The sequence below is a fragment of the Pseudomonas mandelii genome (assembly GCF_006438925.1).
In the GTDB taxonomy this organism is placed as follows: Bacteria; Pseudomonadota; Gammaproteobacteria; order Pseudomonadales; family Pseudomonadaceae; genus Aquipseudomonas; species Aquipseudomonas mandelii_C.
The window spans coordinates 1-21,022 of the sequence record NZ_RCZA01000015.1 but is presented as its reverse complement, the minus strand read 5'-3'; the positions used below and the strand labels follow the sequence as shown (position 1 = coordinate 21,022).

The window sequence follows — 21,022 nt, the reverse complement described above, 5'->3', positions numbered from 1 at the left end:
AATCAAGAAAATTCATAAGTTCATGGAGATCGCACAATGAAGCGTCGCAGCTTGATCAAGGCTTTCACACTTTCGGCAAGCATTGCCGCGATGGGCATGACCTGGAGCCTCCAGGCCGCCGAGACCATCAAGGTCGGTATTCTGCATTCGTTGTCCGGCACCATGGCGATCTCCGAAACGTCGCTCAAAGACATGGCGCTGATGACCATCGATGAGATCAACGCCAAGGGTGGCGTCAACGGCAAGATGCTGGAGCCGGTGGTGGTCGACCCGGCGTCGAACTGGCCGCTGTTCGCTGAAAAGGGCCGTCAACTGCTGACTCAGGACAAGGTCGCCGTGGTGTTCGGTTGCTGGACGTCGGTGTCGCGTAAATCGGTGTTGCCAGTGTTCGAAGAGCTCAACGGCCTGCTGTTCTACCCGGTGCAATACGAAGGTGAAGAGATGTCGCCGAACGTGTTCTACACCGGCGCCGCGCCGAACCAGCAAGCGATCCCGGCGGTGGAATACCTGATGAGCGAAGAAGGCGGCAGCGCCAAGCGTTATTTCCTGTTGGGCACCGACTACGTCTACCCGCGCACCACCAACAAAATCCTGCGCTCGTTCCTGCACTCCAAAGGTGTGGCGGACAAGGACATCGAAGAGGTCTACACCCCGTTCGGTCATAGCGATTACCAAACCATCGTGGCCAACATCAAAAAATTCTCGGCCGGTGGCAAGACTGCGGTCATCTCCACCGTCAACGGCGACTCCAACGTGCCGTTCTACAAAGAGCTGGCCAACCAGGGCCTGAAAGCCACCGACGTTCCGGTCGTGGCGTTCTCGGTCGGCGAAGAAGAATTGCGCGGCATCGACACCAAGCCGCTGGTGGGCAACCTCGCGGCATGGAACTACTTCGAATCGGTCGAGAACCCGGCGAACAAGAAATTCGTCGCCGACTGGAAAGCCTACGCCAAGAAACACAACCTGCCGGGCGCCGACAAAGCGGTGACCAACGACCCGATGGAAGCCACCTACGTGGGCATCCACATGTGGGCGCAAGCGGCTGAGAAAGCCAAATCCACCGACGTCGACAAAGTCCGCGAAGCCCTCGCCGGCCAGACCTTTGCCGCGCCGTCGGGTTACACGCTGACCATGGACAAGACCAACCACCACCTGCACAAACCGGTGATGATCGGCGAGATTCAGGCAGATGGTCAGTTCAACGTGGTGTGGCAGACCGAAGGGCCGATCCGTGCCGAGCCGTGGAGCCCGTTCATCTCGGGTAACGACAAGAAGCCGGATTATGCGGTGAAGAGCAACTGAGGCGGATCTGGAGTTTGGGGCGGGCTTGAAACCTCCCCCTCACCCTAACCCTCTCCCCAGAGGGGCGAGGGGACTGACCGAGTCGTCTGGTCGAAATACTGCGACCTGCAATCTCAAGTCGAACTCAGGTTTTGAAGAGCATGAAGATCAGCTCCCTTTCCCCCTCTCCCCTCTGGGGCGGTCCGACGTTTCGGGAGGGCTGGGGTGAGGGGTCGATTTAACAGGATCACCACATATGCCCACTGCCCTTTACCGCTTCATCCTCGCCCTCGCGCTGCTATTGCCGATGGCCTCCCACGCCAGCGACGCCGAAGACTTCGTCGTGGCCAATCCCGTGCAGCAAGCCAAGCTTCTGGAAGCCTGGGCTGCGCAGCCCGATCCGGCCCGTATCGAGCTGATCAACGCCCTGCAGCAAGGCGAGTTGACCATCGACGGCCAACCGAAAACCCTGCGTCTGAACAACCGCCTGCGGGGTCTGATCGACACCGCACTGGCCAGCCACCAATTGCTCGCCACCGACGCCAACACCCGTCTGGCCGCTGCGCAACAATTACAGAAAAGCGCCAAACCGGCTCAGTTGAAATTTCTCGACCAGCAACTGGCTGGCGAAAAAGATGAAAGTGTCCATGCCGCTTTGAGCCTTACCCTGGCCAATCTGCAACTGGTGGACACCGACCCGGCCGTACGCCTCGCCGCTGTTCGCCTGCTCGGTGAAACCGGCGACCCACTGGCTCGCACCCGCCTCGAAAGCCTGCTGCAACCCGGTGTCGAAGCCGACGCCGGCGTACGCACCGCTGCCGAAACCAGCCTCGCTCAGGTCAAACGCAAACTGCTGATTGGCGAGATCCTCGGCCAAGCCTTCAGTGGCATGTCGCTGGGTTCGATCCTGCTGCTCGCGGCCCTCGGTCTGGCGATCACCTTCGGACTGCTCGGCGTGATCAACATGGCTCACGGCGAGATGCTGATGCTCGGCGCTTACTCGACGTATGTCGTGCAGTTGATGTTCCAGCGCTTCGCCCCGCAAGCCATCGAGTTCTACCCGCTGATCGCCTTGCCGGTGGCGTTTTTTGTCACCGCCGCGATCGGCATGGCGCTGGAACGTACGGTGATTCGCCACCTCTATGGCCGTCCATTGGAAACCCTGCTCGCCACGTGGGGCATCAGCCTGATGCTGATTCAGCTTGTTCGGTTGGTGTTCGGCGCGCAGAACGTCGAAGTGGCCAATCCGGCGTGGTTGTCGGGCGGGATTCAAGTGCTGCCCAACCTGGTGCTGCCGTACAACCGCATCGTGATCATCGCGTTTGCATTGTTTGTGGTGGTGCTGACCTGGTTGCTGCTGAACAAGACGCGCCTGGGTTTGAACGTTCGCGCCGTCACCCAGAACCGCAACATGGCCGCTTGCTGCGGCGTACCCACCGGGCGTGTCGACATGCTCGCCTTCGGCCTCGGCTCGGGCATCGCTGGCCTTGGTGGCGTAGCGCTCAGCCAGATCGGTAACGTCGGCCCAGACCTCGGCCAGAGCTACATCATCGACTCGTTCCTGGTGGTGGTGCTCGGTGGCGTCGGCCAATTGGCCGGTAGTGTGCTCGCCGCGTTCGGCCTCGGCATCGCCAACAAAATTCTCGAACCGCAGATCGGTGCCGTGCTCGGCAAGATCCTGATCCTCGCGCTGATCATTCTGTTCATCCAGAAACGTCCGCAAGGCCTCTTCGCACTGAAAGGACGGGTGATCGACTGATGAACCAGCCACTGATGCTCACGGCCACGCAAAAGGCCGGCCCCAAAATCACGATCGCTGTCGGCGCGGTGATCCTCGTTCTGTTGCTGGCGTTGCCGCTGCTGTCGTTGTTGTCGCCGGACAGCGCGTTTCACGTCTCGGCTTACACGCTGACGCTGGTGGGCAAGATTCTTTGCTACGCCATCGTTGCCCTCGCGCTGGATCTGGTCTGGGGATACGCCGGTCTGTTATCCCTCGGCCACGGATTGTTCTTCGCCCTCGGCGGTTACGCGATGGGCATGTACCTGATGCGCCAGGCTTCCGGTGATGGTTTGCCGGCATTCATGACGTTCCTGTCGTGGACCGAATTACCGTGGTACTGGACCGGCACCAGCAGCTTCCTCTGGTCGATGTGTCTGGTGGTGTTGGCGCCAGGGTTGCTGGCGCTGGTGTTCGGCTTCTTCGCCTTCCGCTCGCGGATCAAGGGCGTGTATTTCTCGATCATGACCCAGGCCCTGACCTTCGCCGGGATGCTCCTGTTCTTCCGCAACGAAACCGGGTTTGGCGGCAACAACGGCTTCACCAATTTCCGCACCATTCTCGGCTTCGGCATCACCGAACCGGGGACTCGTGCCGTGCTGTTTTTCGCCACCGTGGTGTTGCTGGTGGCAAGTCTGTTCATCGGCTGGCGGCTGGCGCAAAGCAAGTTCGGCCGGGTGTTGACCGCCCTGCGGGATGCGGAAAACCGCCTGATGTTCTGCGGTTACGACCCACGCGGTTTCAAGCTGTTCGTCTGGGTGTTGAGCGCAGTGTTGTGCGGCCTGGCCGGCGCGCTGTATGTGCCGCAAGTCGGGATCATTAACCCGAGTGAAATGTCGCCGACCAACTCCATCGAGGCCGCCGTCTGGGTAGCGCTGGGTGGTCGCGGCACGCTGATCGGCCCGCTGCTCGGTGCCGGTGTGGTCAACGGGATGAAGAGCTGGTTTACCGTAGCCTTCCCGGAATACTGGCTGTTCTTCCTCGGCGCGCTGTTCATCGTCGTGACCCTGTACCTGCCCAAAGGCGTGATCGGTCTGCTGAAAAAAAGGGGTGAACAATGAGAGTAACCGCGACGGCTGAATTCATGCTCGAACCGGCGTTTTTTCCGCCACTGGAACCCAACAGGGACGCCGGCAGCAGCCGTGACGCCATCGGCCTCGGCCAAGCCGCCGGAAAAGGCCTGAACACCCGCCACGGCACGATCCTGACCCTGGAAGACATCAGCGTCAGCTTCGATGGTTTCAAGGCGCTGAACGATCTGAACCTGTACATCGGCGTCGGCGAACTGCGCTGCATCATCGGCCCCAATGGCGCGGGCAAGACCACGCTGATGGACGTGATCACCGGCAAGACCCGGCCCAGTCACGGCAAGGCCTGGTTCGGTGAAACCCTCGACCTGACGCAGATGAGCGAAGTGCAAATCGCCCAGGCCGGCATCGGTCGCAAGTTCCAGAAGCCGACAGTGTTCGAAGCCTTGAGCGTTTTTGAAAACCTGGAGCTGGCGCAGAAAACCGACAAGTCGGTGTGGGCCAGCCTGCGGGCTCGCCTGAGTGGCGAACAGAAAGATCGCATCAGCGAAGTGCTGGACACCATTCGCCTGACCACGTCGGTCAATCGCCCGGCGGGTTTGTTGTCCCACGGTCAGAAGCAGTTTCTGGAAATCGGCATGTTGCTGATGCAGGACCCGCAACTCTTGTTGCTCGACGAGCCGGTGGCGGGCATGACCGACGCCGAAACCGAATTCACCGCCGAACTGTTCAAGAGCCTGGCTGGCAAGCATTCGCTGATGGTGGTGGAACACGACATGGGCTTCGTCGGCTCCATCGCCGACCACGTCACCGTGTTGCACCAGGGCAGCGTGCTGGCCGAAGGGTCGCTGGAACAGGTGCAGGACAACGAGCGCGTGATCGAGGTGTACCTCGGTCGTTAGCCGCCCTCCCTGTAGGAGCTGTCGAGTGAAACGAGGCTGCGATCTTTTGATCTTTCTTCAGCGGCATCGAAAAAGATCGCAGCCTCGTTTCACTCGACAGCTCCTACAAGAGAAAGTCAGGAGCGGGCCTGTGTGAAACAGAAGGAATTTAAGATGCTGCAAGTCGACAAGCTGCACCAGTATTACGGCGGTAGCCACATCCTGCGCGGCCTGACGTTTGACGTGAAGGTCGGCGAAGTCACCTGCCTGCTCGGCCGTAACGGCGTCGGCAAGACCACCCTGCTCAAGTGCCTGATGGGTTTGTTGCCGGCCAAAGAAGGTGCGGTGAACTGGGAAGGCAAAACGATCACCGCGTTCAAGCCACACCAGCGGGTTCACGCCGGGATCGCTTACGTGCCTCAGGGGCGGGAGATTTTCGGCCGGCTGACCGTGGAAGAAAACCTGTTGATGGGCCTGTCGCGATTTCCCGGTGCTGAAGCCAAGGAGGTCCCGGCGTTCATCTACGAGCTGTTTCCGGTGCTGCTGCAGATGAAGCAACGCCGCGGCGGCGACTTGTCCGGTGGCCAACAGCAGCAATTGGCGATCGGCCGAGCGTTGGCCAGCCGTCCACGCCTGCTGATTCTCGACGAGCCCACCGAAGGCATCCAGCCATCGGTGATCAAGGAAATCGGCGCAGTGATCAAGAAGCTTGCGGCCCGTGGTGATATGGCGATTTTGCTGGTGGAGCAGTTCTACGATTTCGCCGCCGAACTGGCCGATCAGTATCTGGTGATGTCCCGGGGCGAAATCGTGCAACAGGGTCGCGGAGAAAATATGGAAGCCGAGGGTGTACGCGGTCTGGTTACGATCTAATCTGCAGCGTCCTGACGATAATTAGAAACCATGAACTTACCTATTCCCACTGCCCTGTTTACCCCGAGCTGGCACGCCGAGCTGGAACTCGGCTACGCCCGATTCGGCGACAGTACGCGCCCGGTTCAGCGCCGGCACAAAGGCCCGCTGCGGGTGCAGAAGCATCTGTATGCCGAAGGGCCGGAGGTTTGCCAGCACATCATCGTGCACCCGCCGGGCGGGATTGCCGGTGGTGACCGGCTGGATATCTCGGCCAGTGTCGGCCCTGATGCCTGGGCGCAAATCACCAGCCCCGGCGCGGCCAAGTGGTATCGCGCGGCGGGGCCCGCTTATCAGAAGCTCGACTTGAAAGTAGCCGCCGGCGCGACACTGGAATGGCTGCCCCAGGAAACCATTATCTTCAGCGACGCCCAGGCGGAGCTCGGCACTTCGATTGATCTGGAAGGCGATGCCCGGTTGTTTTACTGGGACGTGGTGGCGCTGGGCCGGCCAGCCAGTGGCGAGCGTTTCGACCTCGGGCATTTTCAGGCGCAGCTGGACATCCGTCGCGACGGCCAGTTGCTCTGGCATGAACGCCAGCGCATTGTCGGAGGCGATGGTTTGCTTGATTCACCTATTGGGCTGGATGGGCAACCGGTGTTTGCGACGCTGTTGGTGACCGGCGACATCGATAGCGACTTACTGGAGAAATGCCGTTCGCTGCCCAATGACGTACGGGGGGATCTGACCCAGTTGCCGGGGCTTTTAGTCGCACGCTGCCTGGCCAGTGAAGCGCTGTTGGCGCGGGGTTGGTTGATTGATTTGTGGCAACTGCTGCGCCCGGCGCTATTGGGGCGCGAGGCTTTGCCGCCGAGGATTTGGAGTACTTGAGAGCCACCCCTCACCCGCCGCCCTCCCGAAACGTCGGACCGCCCCAGAGGGGAGAGGGCGCCTGACCGAGTTGTGCTTAAAAAATTGAACAGGCTCAAAGAATATTGCTGACTGATCTTGGCCATTAAAAACACTCGAGATCAGTCCCCTCTCCCCTCTGGGGAGAGGGCTAGGGTGAGGGGTGGTTTTCATTGACACCCACACACCGCAAGAACCTCACAAAACTGCCCAGATGGATTCCAAACGATGGACCTGACCCCACGCGAAAAAGACAAGCTGCTGATCTTCACCGCCGGCCTCGTGGCCGAGCGGCGTTTGGCGCGCGGCGTGAAACTCAACTACCCGGAAGCCATGGCCTACATTTGCGCAGCGCTGCTCGAAGGCGCGCGCGACGGCCAGACTGTGGCCGAGCTGATGCACTTCGGCACCACCCTGCTCAGCCGCGAACAAGTGATGGAAGGCATCCCGGAAATGATTCCGGAGATCCAGGTTGAAGCGACCTTTCCCGACGGCACCAAACTGGTCACCGTCCACCAACCGATCGCCTGAGGCCGCGCCATGACTTACCACATCCGCGATGCAGCGCATGCCGACTTGCCGGCGATCCGCGACATCTACAACGACGCCGTGCTCAACACCACGGCCATCTGGAACGAACAGGCCGTGGATTTGGGTAACCGCCAGGCCTGGTTCAGCGCCCGGCAATCCCAGGGCTACCCGATTCTGGTGATCGTCGACGGCGACAACACGGTACTGGGCTACGCTTCATTCGGTGACTGGCGGCCGTTCGACGGGTTCCGCCACACCGTCGAGCACTCGGTTTATGTGCGCAGCGACCAGCGTGGCAATGGTCTCGGCCCGCAATTGATGACCGCGTTGATCGAGCGCGCCAAAGGCTGCGACAAACATGTGATGGTCGCCGCCATCGAGAGCGGTAACGCCTCTTCTATTCGCCTGCATGAACGAGCCGGTTTCGTGACAACCGGCCAGATGCCCCAGGTGGGCACCAAGTTCGGTCGCTGGCTGGACCTGACCTTCATGCAACTGACCCTCAATCCTGGCGCGGAACCGCCGACCGCCAACAAGGAGTAATTTGCCATGAACGCAGCCCAACTGCGCCGCGTCAATGTTGAAAGCTTTGCGCACTATCGTCAGGGTTTGATTGATCTGCTGCTCGACGCCGTCGGCTATGGCGCCAGCGTCGGATTCATGGCCAATCTGGACGCGACCCAGGCTCGTGCCTATTTCGATGATGTTCAGGACAACCTGAACAAGGGCAACGTGCTGCTGTGGGTGGTGGTCAAGGACGAACAGGTACAGGCCAGCGTGCAGTTGACCCTGTGCCAGAAAGCTAATGGCCTGAACCGCGCTGAAGTGCAAAAACTGTTGGTACGTGAACACGCGCGTCGCCGCGGTCTGGGCCAACAGTTGATGAGTGCTTTGGAACAAGCCGCCCTTCAGCACAAGCGCGGCATGCTCTACCTCGACACCGAGGCCGGGTCCCCCGCCGAAGACTTCTACAAAGCCCTGGGTTACACCAAGGCTGGTCAAATTCCCGACTACGCCTGCGACCCGAGCGGCCAGTACAAACCGACCGCCCTCTACTACAAGATTCTCCAAGGAGCCCATTGATGATTCCTGGCGAATACCAGATCCAGCCCGGTGACATCGAACTCAACGTTGGCCGCCGCACCCTCAGCCTGAAGGTGGCCAACAGCGGCGACCGCCCAATCCAGGTCGGCTCGCACTACCACTTCTTCGAAACCAACGATGCGCTGACGTTCGACCGCGCCGCCAGCCGCGGCATGCGCCTGAACATCCCCGCCGGGACCGCCGTGCGCTTCGAGCCGGGACAGAGCCGCGAGGTCGAGTTGGTAGACCTGGCCGGGAATCGCCGGGTGTTCGGGTTTGCCGGGCGGATCATGGGTGACCTCGACTGAAAGATGCGGCGCTCCCAAAAGATCGCAGCCTCGCTCCGCTCGACAGCTCCTACAGGAAAAACGCGATCCCCTGTAGGAGCTGTCGAGCGGAGCGAGGCTGCGATAGCGAGCTATGCGAGCGGTCTCAAATCCAATTGAATCTCAAGGCAAGCGCATGAAAATCTCAAGACAAGCCTACGCCGACATGTTCGGCCCCACCGTCGGTGACAAGGTCCGTCTGGCCGACACCGAGCTGTGGATCGAGGTCGAGAAAGACTTCACCACCTACGGCGAAGAAGTGAAATTCGGCGGCGGCAAAGTCATCCGCGACGGCCAGGGTCAAAGCCAATTGCTCGCCGCCGAGGTCGTCGATACGCTGATCACCAACGCGCTGATCATCGACCACTGGGGCATCGTCAAAGCCGACGTCGGCCTCAAGGACGGGCGCATCGCCGCCATCGGCAAGGCTGGCAACCCGGACATCCAGCCGAACGTCACCATCGCAGTCGGCGCCAGCACCGAAGTCATCGCCGGTGAAGGCATGATCCTCACCGCGGGCGGCATCGACACGCACATCCATTTCATCTGCCCGCAGCAGATCGAAGAAGCATTGATGAGCGGCGTCACCACCATGATCGGCGGCGGCACCGGCCCGGCCACGGGCACCAACGCGACCACATGCACGTCCGGCCCGTGGCACCTGGCGCGCATGCTCCAGGCCGCCGATGCGTTCCCAATGAACATTGGCTTCACCGGCAAGGGCAACGCCAGCCTGCCGGAGCCGTTGATCGAGCAGGTCAAGGCCGGGGCCATCGGCCTGAAGTTGCACGAAGACTGGGGCACTACCCCGGCGAGCATCGACAACTGCCTGAACGTCGCCGACCAGTACGATGTACAAGTGGCGATCCACACCGACACGCTCAACGAATCGGGCTTCGTCGAAACCACCCTCGCCGCCTTCAAGGGCCGCACTATCCACACCTACCACACCGAAGGTGCGGGCGGCGGTCATGCCCCGGACATCATCAAGGCCTGCGGCTTTGCCAACGTGCTGCCGAGCTCGACCAACCCGACCCGGCCGTTCACCCGCAACACCATCGACGAACACCTCGACATGCTGATGGTCTGCCATCACCTGGACCCAAGCATTGCCGAAGACGTGGCCTTCGCCGAAAGCCGCATCCGTCGTGAAACCATCGCCGCCGAAGACATCCTCCACGACCTCGGCGCATTCTCGATGATCAGCTCCGACAGCCAGGCCATGGGCCGCGTTGGCGAAGTGATCACCCGTACCTGGCAGACCGCCGACAAGATGAAAAAACAGCGCGGCCCGCTACCCGGTGACGGCGAAGGCAACGACAATTTCCGCGCCAAACGCTACATCGCCAAGTACACCATCAACCCCGCGATCACCCACGGTATCAGCCACGAAGTGGGCTCGGTGGAAGTGGGTAAATGGGCGGATCTTGTGCTCTGGCGTCCGGCGTTTTTCGGAGTCAAACCGACGTTGATTCTAAAAGGCGGTGCCATTGCGGCCAGCCTGATGGGTGATGCCAACGCTTCGATTCCAACACCGCAACCGGTGCACTACCGCCCGATGTTCGCAAGCTTTGGCGGCTCATTGCACGCCACCAGCCTGACCTTCATCAGCCAGGCGGCACAAGACGCCGGATTGCCCGAAGCGCTGGGATTGAAGAAGAAAATCGCCGTGGTCAAAGGCTGCCGCGAGGTGCAGAAAACCGACCTGATCCACAACGACTACTTGCCGAACATCGATGTCGACCCACAGACCTATCAGGTCAAGGCCGACGGTGTGTTGCTGTGGTGTGAGCCGGCGGATGTGCTGCCGATGGCGCAGCGCTATTTCCTGTTCTGAAGTTCAACCCACAAGGGAAAAAACCCTGAGTGCGCCAACACGCATTCAGGGTTTATTGATGTATCACCGATTCGTCAGAACGGGTTATCAGCCAGCTCTTGACGGGTCAGCGTCTCGACCAGTGCTGCCTCCTCGATTTGCAACTGGGCATCCAGGTCGGCGGATTGCTCTCTATATGAAGCCTGCGAAAGTTCTCCCGACTCCAGTGCTTCGTACAGGCTGGCCTGTTGTGTCTGGTAGGGTGTTTGCTGCGTTTCGAATTGCGACTTGTACTTGTTCGCCAGATAACTTTTCCAGAAATCGCGTTCAACCAGTGCCTGGAGCTCTTCAGGTGAGTTGTCCAGGGCCAGTACTTGAGTTTGTGCGCGATCAAGCATCTGCGGCGTAACGTGGCCCAGGCTGGTAAACCGCACACGTTGCGGCTGCCCTGGCAGACCGAGCCGGTCCTTCAGGCCGAAGCGGTAGGCCAGCTTTATCTCAACCTCTTCCAGAAGCTCAATGTTCCGTGCTTTCTGAGCCGACGACCACCCAGGCGTGGCATTGATTGCTGCTGTGCGTCGCTCGATATCGGAAAGTGCGATCTTCTCGACCTTGTCCAGACGAAACAAGCCTCTGGACAACTTCAGCAGGGCCGCGCCTTGCTGCCCGTCCTGGGCCAACGTCCGGGCCTTGTAGACCATGGCCATGATTTCCAGATTACTGAACGACAAGGCAGCACGATCACAGCAGGCCGGCCTTCCCGCCCATTCGAACATCGCCTCGCGCAGCTGTTCGGACTCGGGGTTGGGCTGCGTGATGCTGTCGATAACCTCCCATACCCGCTGCTGGAGATCCTCGTGACCGGCACCGGCCTCTTGGAGATCAGCGAGTACCGAGAAGAACCCCGCTGATTCCTGTTGAGCGGACAACGTACGCCATTGAGTTCTTCTGGTCGCCACCAGCTCGGTAGACATGTCCAGGGTCCAACGTCCGAGAGCCGCCTCTGCTTCAGCCGCCAAAGGGACAACCGCCCCCCTCGGGGCAGGCGCTCGATATTCGAACGCCCGGGCGCCCGTATCTTGCCTGCGTTCCAGGTACAGGTCGGGGCGCTCGCGTTCAAGTCGGCTCCAGTATTCGACCAACTGCCGCTGAGTCGCCTCGGAAAGCGGATTACCCTGAATGTAAGTGACATTATTGATGCGTGCCGACTGCTCCAGGTGCTCGGAGGACGGCGCGATGACACTGTCCGGAATCGTCACAATCCGGTTGTCGCTCAAATCAATGCCATCGAGCGCAGGCTGCTCGGCCAACCCGACTGGCCAGGTATCAATACCGGTGGCCCCCAACGTTACGCTACGCATATCCGTAAGACGACTGAAGTCAGGCGCCATACCCAACGGATTGCCGTACAGACTCAAGGCTCTGAGTGTGGTTCGTTCTGCCAGTATCCGAGCGGTCTCCGGCGTCAGCCGAATCCGGTTGCCCTGCAAGAACAACCGGGTCAAGCCATTCATTTCATTCAGTGCCCGGGGTAACTCTGTCAGCTGGTTACCCGACAGATCGAGCCAGCGCACACCACTGTTACGCCGCAAAAAAGCCTCTGGCGTGACGGTCAGCCCCATGTTGCTCAGTTTGAGTGATCCGACATGGCTGAAATCGGCGTCGAGCTCCGGCAAGTTCGGCAACCTCAGTCTACTGAGATCAAGTTCAAAGCCGATCGGCGTGCCGTCATAGGCGAGCAGTTGCGCAGTGCGCCTCTGCCAGCAGCTGCGAATACGCTCGGCGGCTAAATAGCGATCTTGCCTGAGACCCAGGTTTGCCCGGTTTCTCACATACACATATTGCTGGGGCTCTTCCCCCGTGTACGCCCACTCGGACAACTGGCTGTTCAGCCTGCGAAGCGCCACCCCCAGCCGATCCACCTCCGCTTTGATTCGCTCCTCGGTGCCCAACCCGTTGAAGTAGTCTTCGACCTGCCCATAGGTAGCATCCGGATAAACAGCGCGATACCGCTGGTGCAACGGCGTATTCACTTCGAACGCCCCTTCCAGCCCTCCCTCCAGTAAATCAGGACGCGTCTGCATCAGACGTTGACGATAATCCCAGAGTTGCAGCGCGTTTTGTCGGGTAAACGGATTGCCTTCGAGCAGCGTCACCCGATTGGCCCTCGCGACTGCTTCAAGCTGCTCCGCGGCCGGATTAAGCAAGGCGGCCGGCGCCTCGCGTAATCGGTTGTTACGCAGATCGATGGTGCGCAGACCGGTTTGATCACGCAAACCCACAGGCCACTGGTCGATTCCCGTTCTTTCCAGGCGCACCTCCTGCAACCGGGGCATGGCGCTGAAATCCGGCAACCTGCCAAGCGGGTTGCCACTGAGCTTCAGCACTTCAAGGTTGCTCATCCCTCCGAGCAGGTTGGCACTCTGCTCGGTCAGCACGATCGATTGCCTGTTCAGATCCAGATGGGTCAGCCTCTTCATCTGGCCGATGCTGTCGGGCAGCTGAGTGAGACCGTCCGCTGCGCGATTGATGGTCAATCGCTTGAGATTCTTGAAGCCCTTGAGGAACCCGTCGGTCCGTGCCTTGAGGCCCGTCGACATGAATGTCAGTTCCTCGACATGATCAAAATTCACACTCAACGTCGGCAGCTCTACCCAAGGATTGATTTTCAGCGTGGACCCCGTCTCCCGGCGCCAGCAGCGCTTGATCCCGCTGGCCACGTATGACTCCGCTGTTCCCCTGATCCCCACGCCTGGCGAACGATGCTCAAAGACCCAGGCCTTCAATTCGCGTTTCAAGGTTGCATATTCGGCTTCCAGCCGGGTCAATGAACGGCGAGGATCAGGCCCCAGCGACTGGAGAAACGTCTCGACATCGGCGTCCTGGAAACCGGGGAACAGCTTGCGGGCCCGTGCCCGGCTGGTTTTAAAAAAACTTGCGACCTCCTGCGCGCTTGGCAAGGAATAGCCGGCGCCGCCGAGCAATTTGTTGTCCGGATCAACGGCAGGTCGCAGTTCACGATGCTCCAGAAGAACATCCCTGAGCGCCTCTCGCGACAATGGCGTTCGTTGCACGGCCTGCTTCAGGCTTTCGGCCGCCTGTTCGGTGAACCCGAGCGCCAGGCGTTGATCTTCCGACAAGGCCTGCAGCACCGCCGAATAAAGACCTTCAGAAGCATCCGCTCCATACAGACCGTTTTCACCAGATACCAGTACCTTGCGCACCGGTGCATCCGGCGCACCGACCGCGTCAATCAATCGCCCCTTCGCCCAGTACTCACGCAGCTCGAAGCGCACATCCTTCGGCCAGCCTGGAAGGTTTGCCAGGCTACGCAGGGCCAGTCGCTGGCCATCCAGATTGGAAGAAGCATCGAGATAGAACCCTTCATAGGCCCGTGCCACGCGCAACTCTTGCCGGCACCAGCGAGCTTGCTCATAAATCCGCTGGGGCAAAGGCCCGGGTTGGTCGAGTCCAGTCAGCTCTTGCGTGGTCGCGCCCTCGATAATCTGATTGACGACCGCCCCCGGCAACCTCGGGAAAAAAGCCTTTATCCGCCGCCCGTAAGCATCCACCCTGACGTCCTGCTTTCGGTAGAGCGATTCGAACAGCGTGGCTTTTCTACGTTGCGCACCACGGGCGATTTCCTTGCGCAGTGCCGTGGCCCGCAGGTCCAGTGATGTTCCCGGCTCCCCCGGAGCCTGTGCAAGATCGACACCTTGCGCCTCGAGCATTTCCAGCAGTGACGGGAGCATCTGGCCCCGCGCCATTTCTTGCTCACTCAACACCATGACGAGTTTGCGTGCGAACGAGCCGCTGCCTGGCGGGTCCTCCCAGAGAATGTTCGCCTGACTGTCCATGACCCGCACGGGCGGGCGCCCCGGTATCAGTTCTTGACTGTCCATGACCTGAAATTGCAGGCGTATATCTGCCCTTGCGTAAACACTCGGATCATCGCTGCCGATCTGCCGGCTGAAGGTTTCAATGTCCCGATCGATCCGAAAACGCGTGAGCGTGTCCGTCAACAGCGCTGAGGGTGGCTCCTGTTCGACATGCACCCGGCGCAACTGGTCCTGTTCGATGCCACTGGCGATCCGAACCTGTTCCAGCTGAGCGTCGGTAAACGCGTCCGAACGATAGCCCAGCCTGCGCATCAGCGTCGGGCCTTCCCAGCTCAACGGCTCTTCTCCTTCATGAACCCAGGCACCGTCACCGTTGTGCTCGACAAGGGGATGATAAGCATCAGGCCGTCTCGGATGCTGGATACGGTATTCACCCGTGGCCGGGTTCTCTTTCACCACATAAAGCTGATTGCCCAGGGGCAGAACCTCCTGACCGCCGACCTGGTGCAAACCCGACTCGTTGTGCAGCGAATCTTCCGGCAGATAGACACTCGCCTCGTAGGGTGTCGGATCCGGTTTCCACAGGCGGGTTTCGCCCGAAGGCAATTGAACCGGTTTCAGACTGTCGACAAAGGGCGAAGCCTTCACGCCCTTGAGAACCCGCCCGCCCACAGCCATCACACCCATCAGCGCGAGGTTCTCGGCCACGTCACTCAAATGCGCCCAAGCGGCTTCCCGATCGCCTTCGCTCCACTCGATGGAGCCCTCAAGCGTTTCGTACATCAGTTGACCCGCCATGACCACCAGCATGACTTCCCCCAGCACCGGTACAAACATCGACACCAGATTGAGGGCAGCCATCGCGCCTTCCAGCAGATGGGCGATCCTGTCGGCGCGGCTCTTGGCATCGGCATCAGAGGTCGGAACCGCGTGGCTGCGGGCATCCGAGATAATCTTGTCCCGCGAACGTTGATAGAGTTGCGCCCACAGGTCAGCGTTTTCGGCCCAATACCCCTCTCTGTTGCGGTAGGCCAGACGTATATTCAGCTCAGTGACGGGCACACGTGGCGCCGGCTTTGCCGGTGGTAGCTCGTTCGGCGTCAGACTCGCGCCCAGCGCTCCACCGGTTATCGATATGAATCCACCGGTGATCGGCGAACGAAAGAGGGCCAATGGGTCCGAAGGTGCATCGGCGACTTCCTTCGTGAGGCGATTGAAAAAATACGGACGATCCTTGTAGTCAAGGAACTGACTCAGAAAACTTGCGTAATCGGTGGGGCTGGCTGTGGCTTCCCCAGTCGGTTTACCTGTCGCCAGCAGCTGACGGGTCAACTCATCAGGGGCTTGCATCCCCCTGTATTTTTTCACCGGGTGTTCGGGGTCATGAGGGATGTACAGGATGACTTCTTTTATGTCCCTGCGGTGTGCTTCGACCGTTACGAACGCCAGACATCCGGTGAGTGTCTTGTGCAGAATCACCGGCTCCCAGAACCAGACCGGCGTGTTGCCATTCATGACCTTTGTTTCGCCGGCAATTGCCGAAAGAATGATGTTGTAATCAGTCGGTTCGATATCGTTCTTGACCAATGCCAGGTAAGCGGCGGCTTTCAATGCATCCTTCTGACACGCGATAAATTTGAGCGATAGATAGGCTTCGGTAACGGGTTCGCCAGACAGCAGGAAAGACTTGAGAGAGTCCTGATATTTTTGACCGATATCCAGCGTGCGGCACACCGCAATAAAATTTTGGGTGGTCAACGTGGTTGTGATCGTTTCGGTGTTTCCATGCTCATCCGGTTCAGTCACGAATCCTGACGAGTCGTCGAATGCCCCTCTGTCGTTTTCAAACGCTTCAAAGTTGTGAAGGGCCGCGTCCAGCAGCGACAGCGTCAGGACCGGGAAGGCGCTGACTTTTACATGCAATGACCCGACGGTCAGAGGCTTCATCAACCGCAAAAAGGTTGTATTGACATCCAGTGTCACGTTGCATCGCTCGTACAACGCCTTGGCCAACAACGGCTGGGCAAAGGCCTTGATGTCCTGCACCCTGGCCATGACTTTATCGAGAGCGGTCTGCGACTTGATGCTCGCCTCGGTCAAGCGCTTTATCTCTTGGCGCTGCTCGACCGTGGCGTTTTTGTACCAGTCCGGAATCTGCGTGGGGGCTTGTCGAAAGGCCTCGCGCCTTGCAGGCGTGGCCCCGATCAGCCAGTCCGGGATGGCATCTTTTATAAACTCGGTATTAGGGCCGTGTTCTTCAGTATTTAACGAGCCCGATCGAAGGGCGTCGTTGCTTCCTTGCAACGTGGTCATCTCATTTTTCCTTAATGTTTTTTTCAACGATTTCTGCAACCTCGATGCGAAGGATCATGCCTTCGCATCGAGGCAAAAAACGAGTGGTCAACTATCCGTGGTTACCGTAAAGGGAACAGGTTCAGCCCTTGGCACTTTTGCCCGATTCATGGCTTGCTGCGTCAGTTCCTTGAGCAAGGTTTCACGCTCATTCCTGATCAGTTCAAGTTCTGTGGCAAACGCTTCATCAGTCATGACTTGACCCGGAGCATAGGCACTTTCAGGTTTGCCGAGCTCGGCGGCTAGCACCCTGATTTCCTCCTTCAATTTCTCTCGCTCGTCCGGTGCCAGATCGGTGCGGGAGGCCCGTTCATCCAGGGCCACTTTAAACTCGGTGGTCGCGACCGTTTTACGATCGATCGCTTTGAAGCGTGCTCGATTCGAACGCTGCACATAGGTCCGCCAGAATGGCTGTTCGACAATCGAATCACGCAGCAGATCGCCCTCCTCCAACCCTAAAACCCGCTGGTAGGCACCCTCGATCATTTCGCTGGTCACGCCTGCAATCCGGCGAAACAACATGCCGCGCGCCTGCCAGGGCAGGTCGAGCCGTTCTGCCAGTTCCGTCATGAACGCCAGATGAACCTCGACCTCGTCAATGCTTCCGGTGACGTTGCCTTCGGCGTCGATGCGTCGAAAGCGTTCGCCCGCGGCCTCGCGGTCGATGATATGACGACGGGCGATTCGCTCGATTTCATCCAGGCGAGTCTTACCCCTGGCCAACTCGATCAGCTGCGCTTCGATCAAACTGGCGTTGCCCAGTTCGAGGGCTTCCTGGACCAGCACTTCAACCCCCAGAACGTTGAATAGCTGGGTCGCGGCATCCACGCAGTGGGTGCGCATCGCGGCTTCGGTAAAAAACTTCGTGCGCAGCTCAGCGTCCCTGGCCATCATCTCGACCATTCGCCACACCTTGGCCGTCAAATCGGTTCGATAGGCGCCACCCGCGGTAAAGTCCGCCGATTGTGTCAGGCGCCTGATCTCATCGAAGAAACCGATCGAGTTGAACTCATCTTCAAGCTCATCCCAGAGCATTTGCTTCTGCACCCACTCGTCAAAGGTCACACCTTGGCTCCATTCCACGGTGTCGCGCACACCTCTAGGGGGATAAGGGCGGTCAGGGTCCAACCCCGTTGACCTGATGTAGTCTTTGAGCAGCTCCAGGTTTTCGGGTGACATCCAGGGCGGTTGGCGGCTGAGCAATGTACGCGCCAGCAACTCCGCATCAGCTGAACCTGGCGTGACTTCGGGTATGTGTGTGAGCGGATTGCGCTGCAGGTCCAGATAGATATGCCGGGGGCGCGGAAGGTCGAACAACCCCGGTGGCCAGGTAGTCGCTCCGGTCTGGTGCAGGAGCAGCGTATGCAGATCGGGCATGCGACTGATGTTCGGCAGCAGACCCAACGGATTGCCAGCCAGACCCAGGGTTTGCATCTGCGTGCGGCGGCTAAGTATTCCAACATCGGCGGGCGCAAGCACAATCCGGTTGCCCGAGAGGTCGAGGAAATTGAGATGCGGCATCCCGTCGATGTGTCGCGGCAAAGTTGTCAGTTTATTGTCGGCAAGGTCCAGGGCACGCACCTTGCGAAACGGCTGAAGAAAGGAGTGTTCGGCATCGGACATACCGGCGTTGCGCATTTTCAGGTACGTGACATGGTCGAAATTGCCCTCCAGCACCGGCATTCTTGAAAAATGCAGGTTCAGCGGAAAGTTGCTCAGGTCCAGTTTCTCCCCAAGCACATTGCCGATTGAGTTGATCTGTTTTGGACCCGTGCGTTGCCAGCACTGCCTGATCTTTCGGGCGAACTGATTCCTCGCATTCCACTCCCCAATGCCGCTCGGGCTCAACCGGAAATCTCGGGTCGGCGAGTTCACCCATCGCGTCAACGTTGAATTCAACCGTTCGAATTCAAGTTCAAGCTCTTGGAGTTGCATGTCGACCGGCATCCCTTCCCGGCTGAAACGCTCCAGCAACGCAGCGGACTCTTCCTCGGTGAAAGCGGGATAAAGCCTTCTTACCCGCGCCTGCGAACTTTTCCCCCAACGCCTGTCAGCGAGTTCACGAAAATACCCCAGCATCCCGCCGCGCAAACGCATGGTTTTTGGGTCGTACACCGGTTTACGGATCGGCTGCTCAAGCAGGATCGGTTCCATTCGCTCGTGGCTGAGCGGTGAACGCCGAACCGCATCCTTGAGCTGTACACCTTCGTGAACTTCATAGCCCAGAGCGTTGCGCTGCGTGTCGGGCAAGGCATGCAACACCGAGGCGTAGAGATCGTCGGTACCATGCAGGTGCTGGTCATCGGCGTCACGTGCCTGGTAAAGACCGTCCTCGTCCAGCACCAGCACTTTACGGATCGGCGCATCCGCCGCCCCCACGCTGCCGAGCAGATCCCCGGAAAATCCCAAATGACGAATTTCGATCCGCACGTCCGTCGACCACCCGGGCAGGCTGGCCAGCGTGGCCAGTTCGAGCCGGCGGGTGTCGGCATTTTCCAGTTCATCGAGGTAAAGCCCCTCGTACGCACGGTTCAAGCGCACACGCTCCTGCGCCTGACGTGCCTGTTGGCGCAAACTCAGCGGCAGGCGCTGTTTCTCTGCCAGGTGTTGCAGGTCTGCGGGCTCGGCGCTGTCCAGCAACTCTTGCGCAACCTTGCCTGGCAACTGTGGGTAATCATTCACCAGCATCCGCACCTGACCGCTTTCGGACACATCGCGGCTTTTATACAGAGAGTCGAACAGACGCTTTTGTTGTTTACGCGCCTGCATGGCCAATCGGCTGCGCAACGCGTCGATCCGTGAAGGCGTGTCATTGGCGACCTGTGCGCCAAGCATTTCACGCAGCTCGGTCGGATTCAGGGATTCAATCACCCGCTCAGGCAGTTTCCCGGCCACCAACTCCGAGCGGCTGATTTTGATGGTCTGTGGCTCAGCGGCCATGGCGTTGCCATGTTTGAAGGACGCCCCGGTGCGATCATCGCCTTCAAACACCTCCAGGGCCCGGGACTCCGGCCAGCGCGGCAGTTCGACCAGAGTCGCCGGCAGAAAACCGGCCATCTCCTCCGGCACCTGGTTCGACAGGATTTGCTCGGCATAGCGTTGCGCATCGGCGTAGGTATTGAAGCGCGTGAGCGTGTCGCGCAACAGCGCCGGCGGAGTTTCATGCTCAACATGCAGCCGGCGCAACAGCCCTTCCTCAACGCCGCTCACCTGCTGGATTTTTGCCAGGGTAGATGCCGAGTAATGCTCCAACGAGCTGTCCAGGCGATGCATCAGGCGAGTCGCGTCCCAGGTCAGTGGTTGCTCGGTTTCAGCTTTCCAGGCGCCTGCATCGTTGTGCTCAACCCTCGGCTGGTAGGCGCTTGGCCGGGTCGGATGCTGCAGGCGATGCTCACCCGTCACCGGGTCCTGGCGCACCTGATAATTCTTTTGTTCCAGGCGCAGCCACTGTTGATCGTTGTGTCGATACAGCCCCAGGTCATTGGGTTTGGCCTCGGCCGGCAGCGTTACCGGGTGTTCGTAAGGGGTCAGGTCCGGTTTCCACAGGCGGGTCTTGCCAGTGGGCAGCTCCACCGGTTTGAGGCTGTCGATCAGCGGACTGGGTGTTACCGGCACCCGGGCGCCCTGGGGCAATACGTGCCCGGCAGCCATCAAGGCCAGTTGCGCAAAGTTGATCAAGACCCCGTTGATGTGCGCCGACGCTTCGTCCCGGTCGCCCTTGCTCCAGTCTTCGATACCTTCCAGCAGCTCGGCGGCCATCTGCGCCACCATCAGCGCCAGCATGGCTTCGCCCAGCCCCGGCACCAGCATCGCGGCAAAGTTGAACACGTTCCAGCCGATGTCCAGATAGCTGGTCAGGCGCTTCCAGCGGGTGGCGGCGTCTTCGTCATCGGTCGGAACGGCAATCGCCCGCGCGTCGCTGATCGCCTTGTCGCGCTTGAGGCGATAGAGCTGTGGCCACAGCTCACCCGACAGCCGGTTGGTGATCGGCTCGGCATTGGGGTTCTCGACCGCGGTTTCTCGCCACCAGGGCCCCATGTCCAGCGGTTCGCGCTGCTGCCAGGTGATCCGGCTCAGACGCTCCCTGACCCGGGCAAAGAACCGGCCCTTGTCCTTCTGTGCCACGAAGCGGCTGAAGAACGCCTGATAGTCCGGCTCGCGCAGTTGGCTGATCAGCGCTTTCATGAAGTCCGTCAGCGAGGCGTACTCTTTCAACGGGTGCAGCGGATCGTCCGGCACATAGGCAATCACCGGGCCGCTCAAGCGGCTTTGCTGGTAGATGTCCTGCTGGCGCAGCATCTCTTCGCTGGCTCCGCTGGGGCCATTGGCGAAAAACGCCTGCAGCAG

Annotated in this window: 13 protein-coding genes; 11 read left to right on the top strand and 2 right to left on the bottom strand. The window is 59.9% G+C overall.

The annotated features are described in order from the left end of the window. Window positions 1-36: 36 nt before the first annotated feature. From urtA to ureC, 11 genes are all read left to right on the top strand, one after another. Entirely contained in the window at window positions 37-1,302 is a 1,266-nt protein-coding gene (urtA, locus tag EAH74_RS28305; protein ID WP_033055613.1) for an urea ABC transporter substrate-binding protein, read from the top strand. A gap of 235 nt (window positions 1,303-1,537) precedes the next feature. Beyond that, on the top strand, window positions 1,538-3,040 hold the full coding sequence (gene urtB / locus EAH74_RS28300) for an urea ABC transporter permease subunit UrtB (RefSeq protein ID WP_140683091.1): 1,503 nt from the start codon (window positions 1,538-1,540) through the stop codon (window positions 3,038-3,040). Next, a complete protein-coding gene (gene urtC / locus EAH74_RS28295; protein ID WP_140683088.1) occupies window positions 3,040-4,119 on the top strand; it encodes an urea ABC transporter permease subunit UrtC in 1,080 nt (359 codons plus the stop codon). The genes urtB and urtC overlap by 1 nt, the downstream gene beginning before the upstream one ends. Beyond that, on the top strand, window positions 4,116-4,988 hold the full coding sequence (urtD, locus tag EAH74_RS28290; RefSeq protein WP_033055610.1) for an urea ABC transporter ATP-binding protein UrtD: 873 nt from the start codon (window positions 4,116-4,118) through the stop codon (window positions 4,986-4,988). The genes urtC and urtD overlap by 4 nt, the downstream gene beginning before the upstream one ends. Window positions 4,989-5,141: 153 nt before the next feature. Then, window positions 5,142-5,840, top strand: a complete 699-nt coding sequence (urtE, locus tag EAH74_RS28285) for an urea ABC transporter ATP-binding subunit UrtE (protein WP_140683085.1) — start codon at window positions 5,142-5,144, stop codon at window positions 5,838-5,840. 30 nt (window positions 5,841-5,870) lie between these two features. Then, the gene (locus EAH74_RS28280; RefSeq protein ID WP_140683083.1) at window positions 5,871-6,710 is read left to right on the top strand and encodes an urease accessory protein UreD; all 840 of its coding nucleotides are present in this window, start codon (window positions 5,871-5,873) and stop codon (window positions 6,708-6,710) included. A gap of 246 nt (window positions 6,711-6,956) precedes the next feature. Then, window positions 6,957-7,259 (top strand): urease subunit gamma, encoded by a 303-nt coding sequence (gene ureA, locus EAH74_RS28275; protein WP_123367600.1) that lies wholly within the window; start codon window positions 6,957-6,959, stop codon window positions 7,257-7,259. 9 nt (window positions 7,260-7,268) lie between these two features. Continuing rightward, window positions 7,269-7,802 carry a GNAT family N-acetyltransferase gene (locus EAH74_RS28270; RefSeq protein WP_140683080.1) on the top strand — a complete coding sequence of 178 codons (534 nt, stop codon included), beginning with the start codon at window positions 7,269-7,271 and terminating at the stop codon, window positions 7,800-7,802. A gap of 6 nt (window positions 7,803-7,808) precedes the next feature. Beyond that, the gene (locus EAH74_RS28265) at window positions 7,809-8,342 is read left to right on the top strand and encodes a GNAT family N-acetyltransferase (protein WP_123367602.1); all 534 of its coding nucleotides are present in this window, start codon (window positions 7,809-7,811) and stop codon (window positions 8,340-8,342) included. Then, window positions 8,342-8,650, top strand: a complete 309-nt coding sequence (locus EAH74_RS28260; RefSeq protein ID WP_140683077.1) for an urease subunit beta — start codon at window positions 8,342-8,344, stop codon at window positions 8,648-8,650. The genes EAH74_RS28265 and EAH74_RS28260 overlap by 1 nt, the downstream gene beginning before the upstream one ends. A gap of 154 nt (window positions 8,651-8,804) precedes the next feature. Beyond that, window positions 8,805-10,505, top strand: coding sequence for an urease subunit alpha (gene ureC, locus EAH74_RS28255; protein WP_140683074.1), 1,701 nt, complete (start codon window positions 8,805-8,807; stop codon window positions 10,503-10,505). A gap of 74 nt (window positions 10,506-10,579) precedes the next feature. Here ureC and EAH74_RS28250 read toward each other — a convergent pair whose 3' ends face one another. Both EAH74_RS28250 and EAH74_RS28245 read right to left on the bottom strand, forming a co-directional pair. Continuing rightward, window positions 10,580-16,636, bottom strand: a complete 6,057-nt coding sequence (locus EAH74_RS28250) for an NEL-type E3 ubiquitin ligase domain-containing protein (RefSeq protein WP_140683072.1) — start codon at window positions 16,634-16,636, stop codon at window positions 10,580-10,582. 87 nt (window positions 16,637-16,723) lie between these two features. Next, window positions 16,724-21,022, bottom strand: a 4,299-nt coding sequence (locus EAH74_RS28245; RefSeq protein ID WP_140683069.1) for an NEL-type E3 ubiquitin ligase domain-containing protein, incomplete at its 5' end; no start/stop codon positions are given.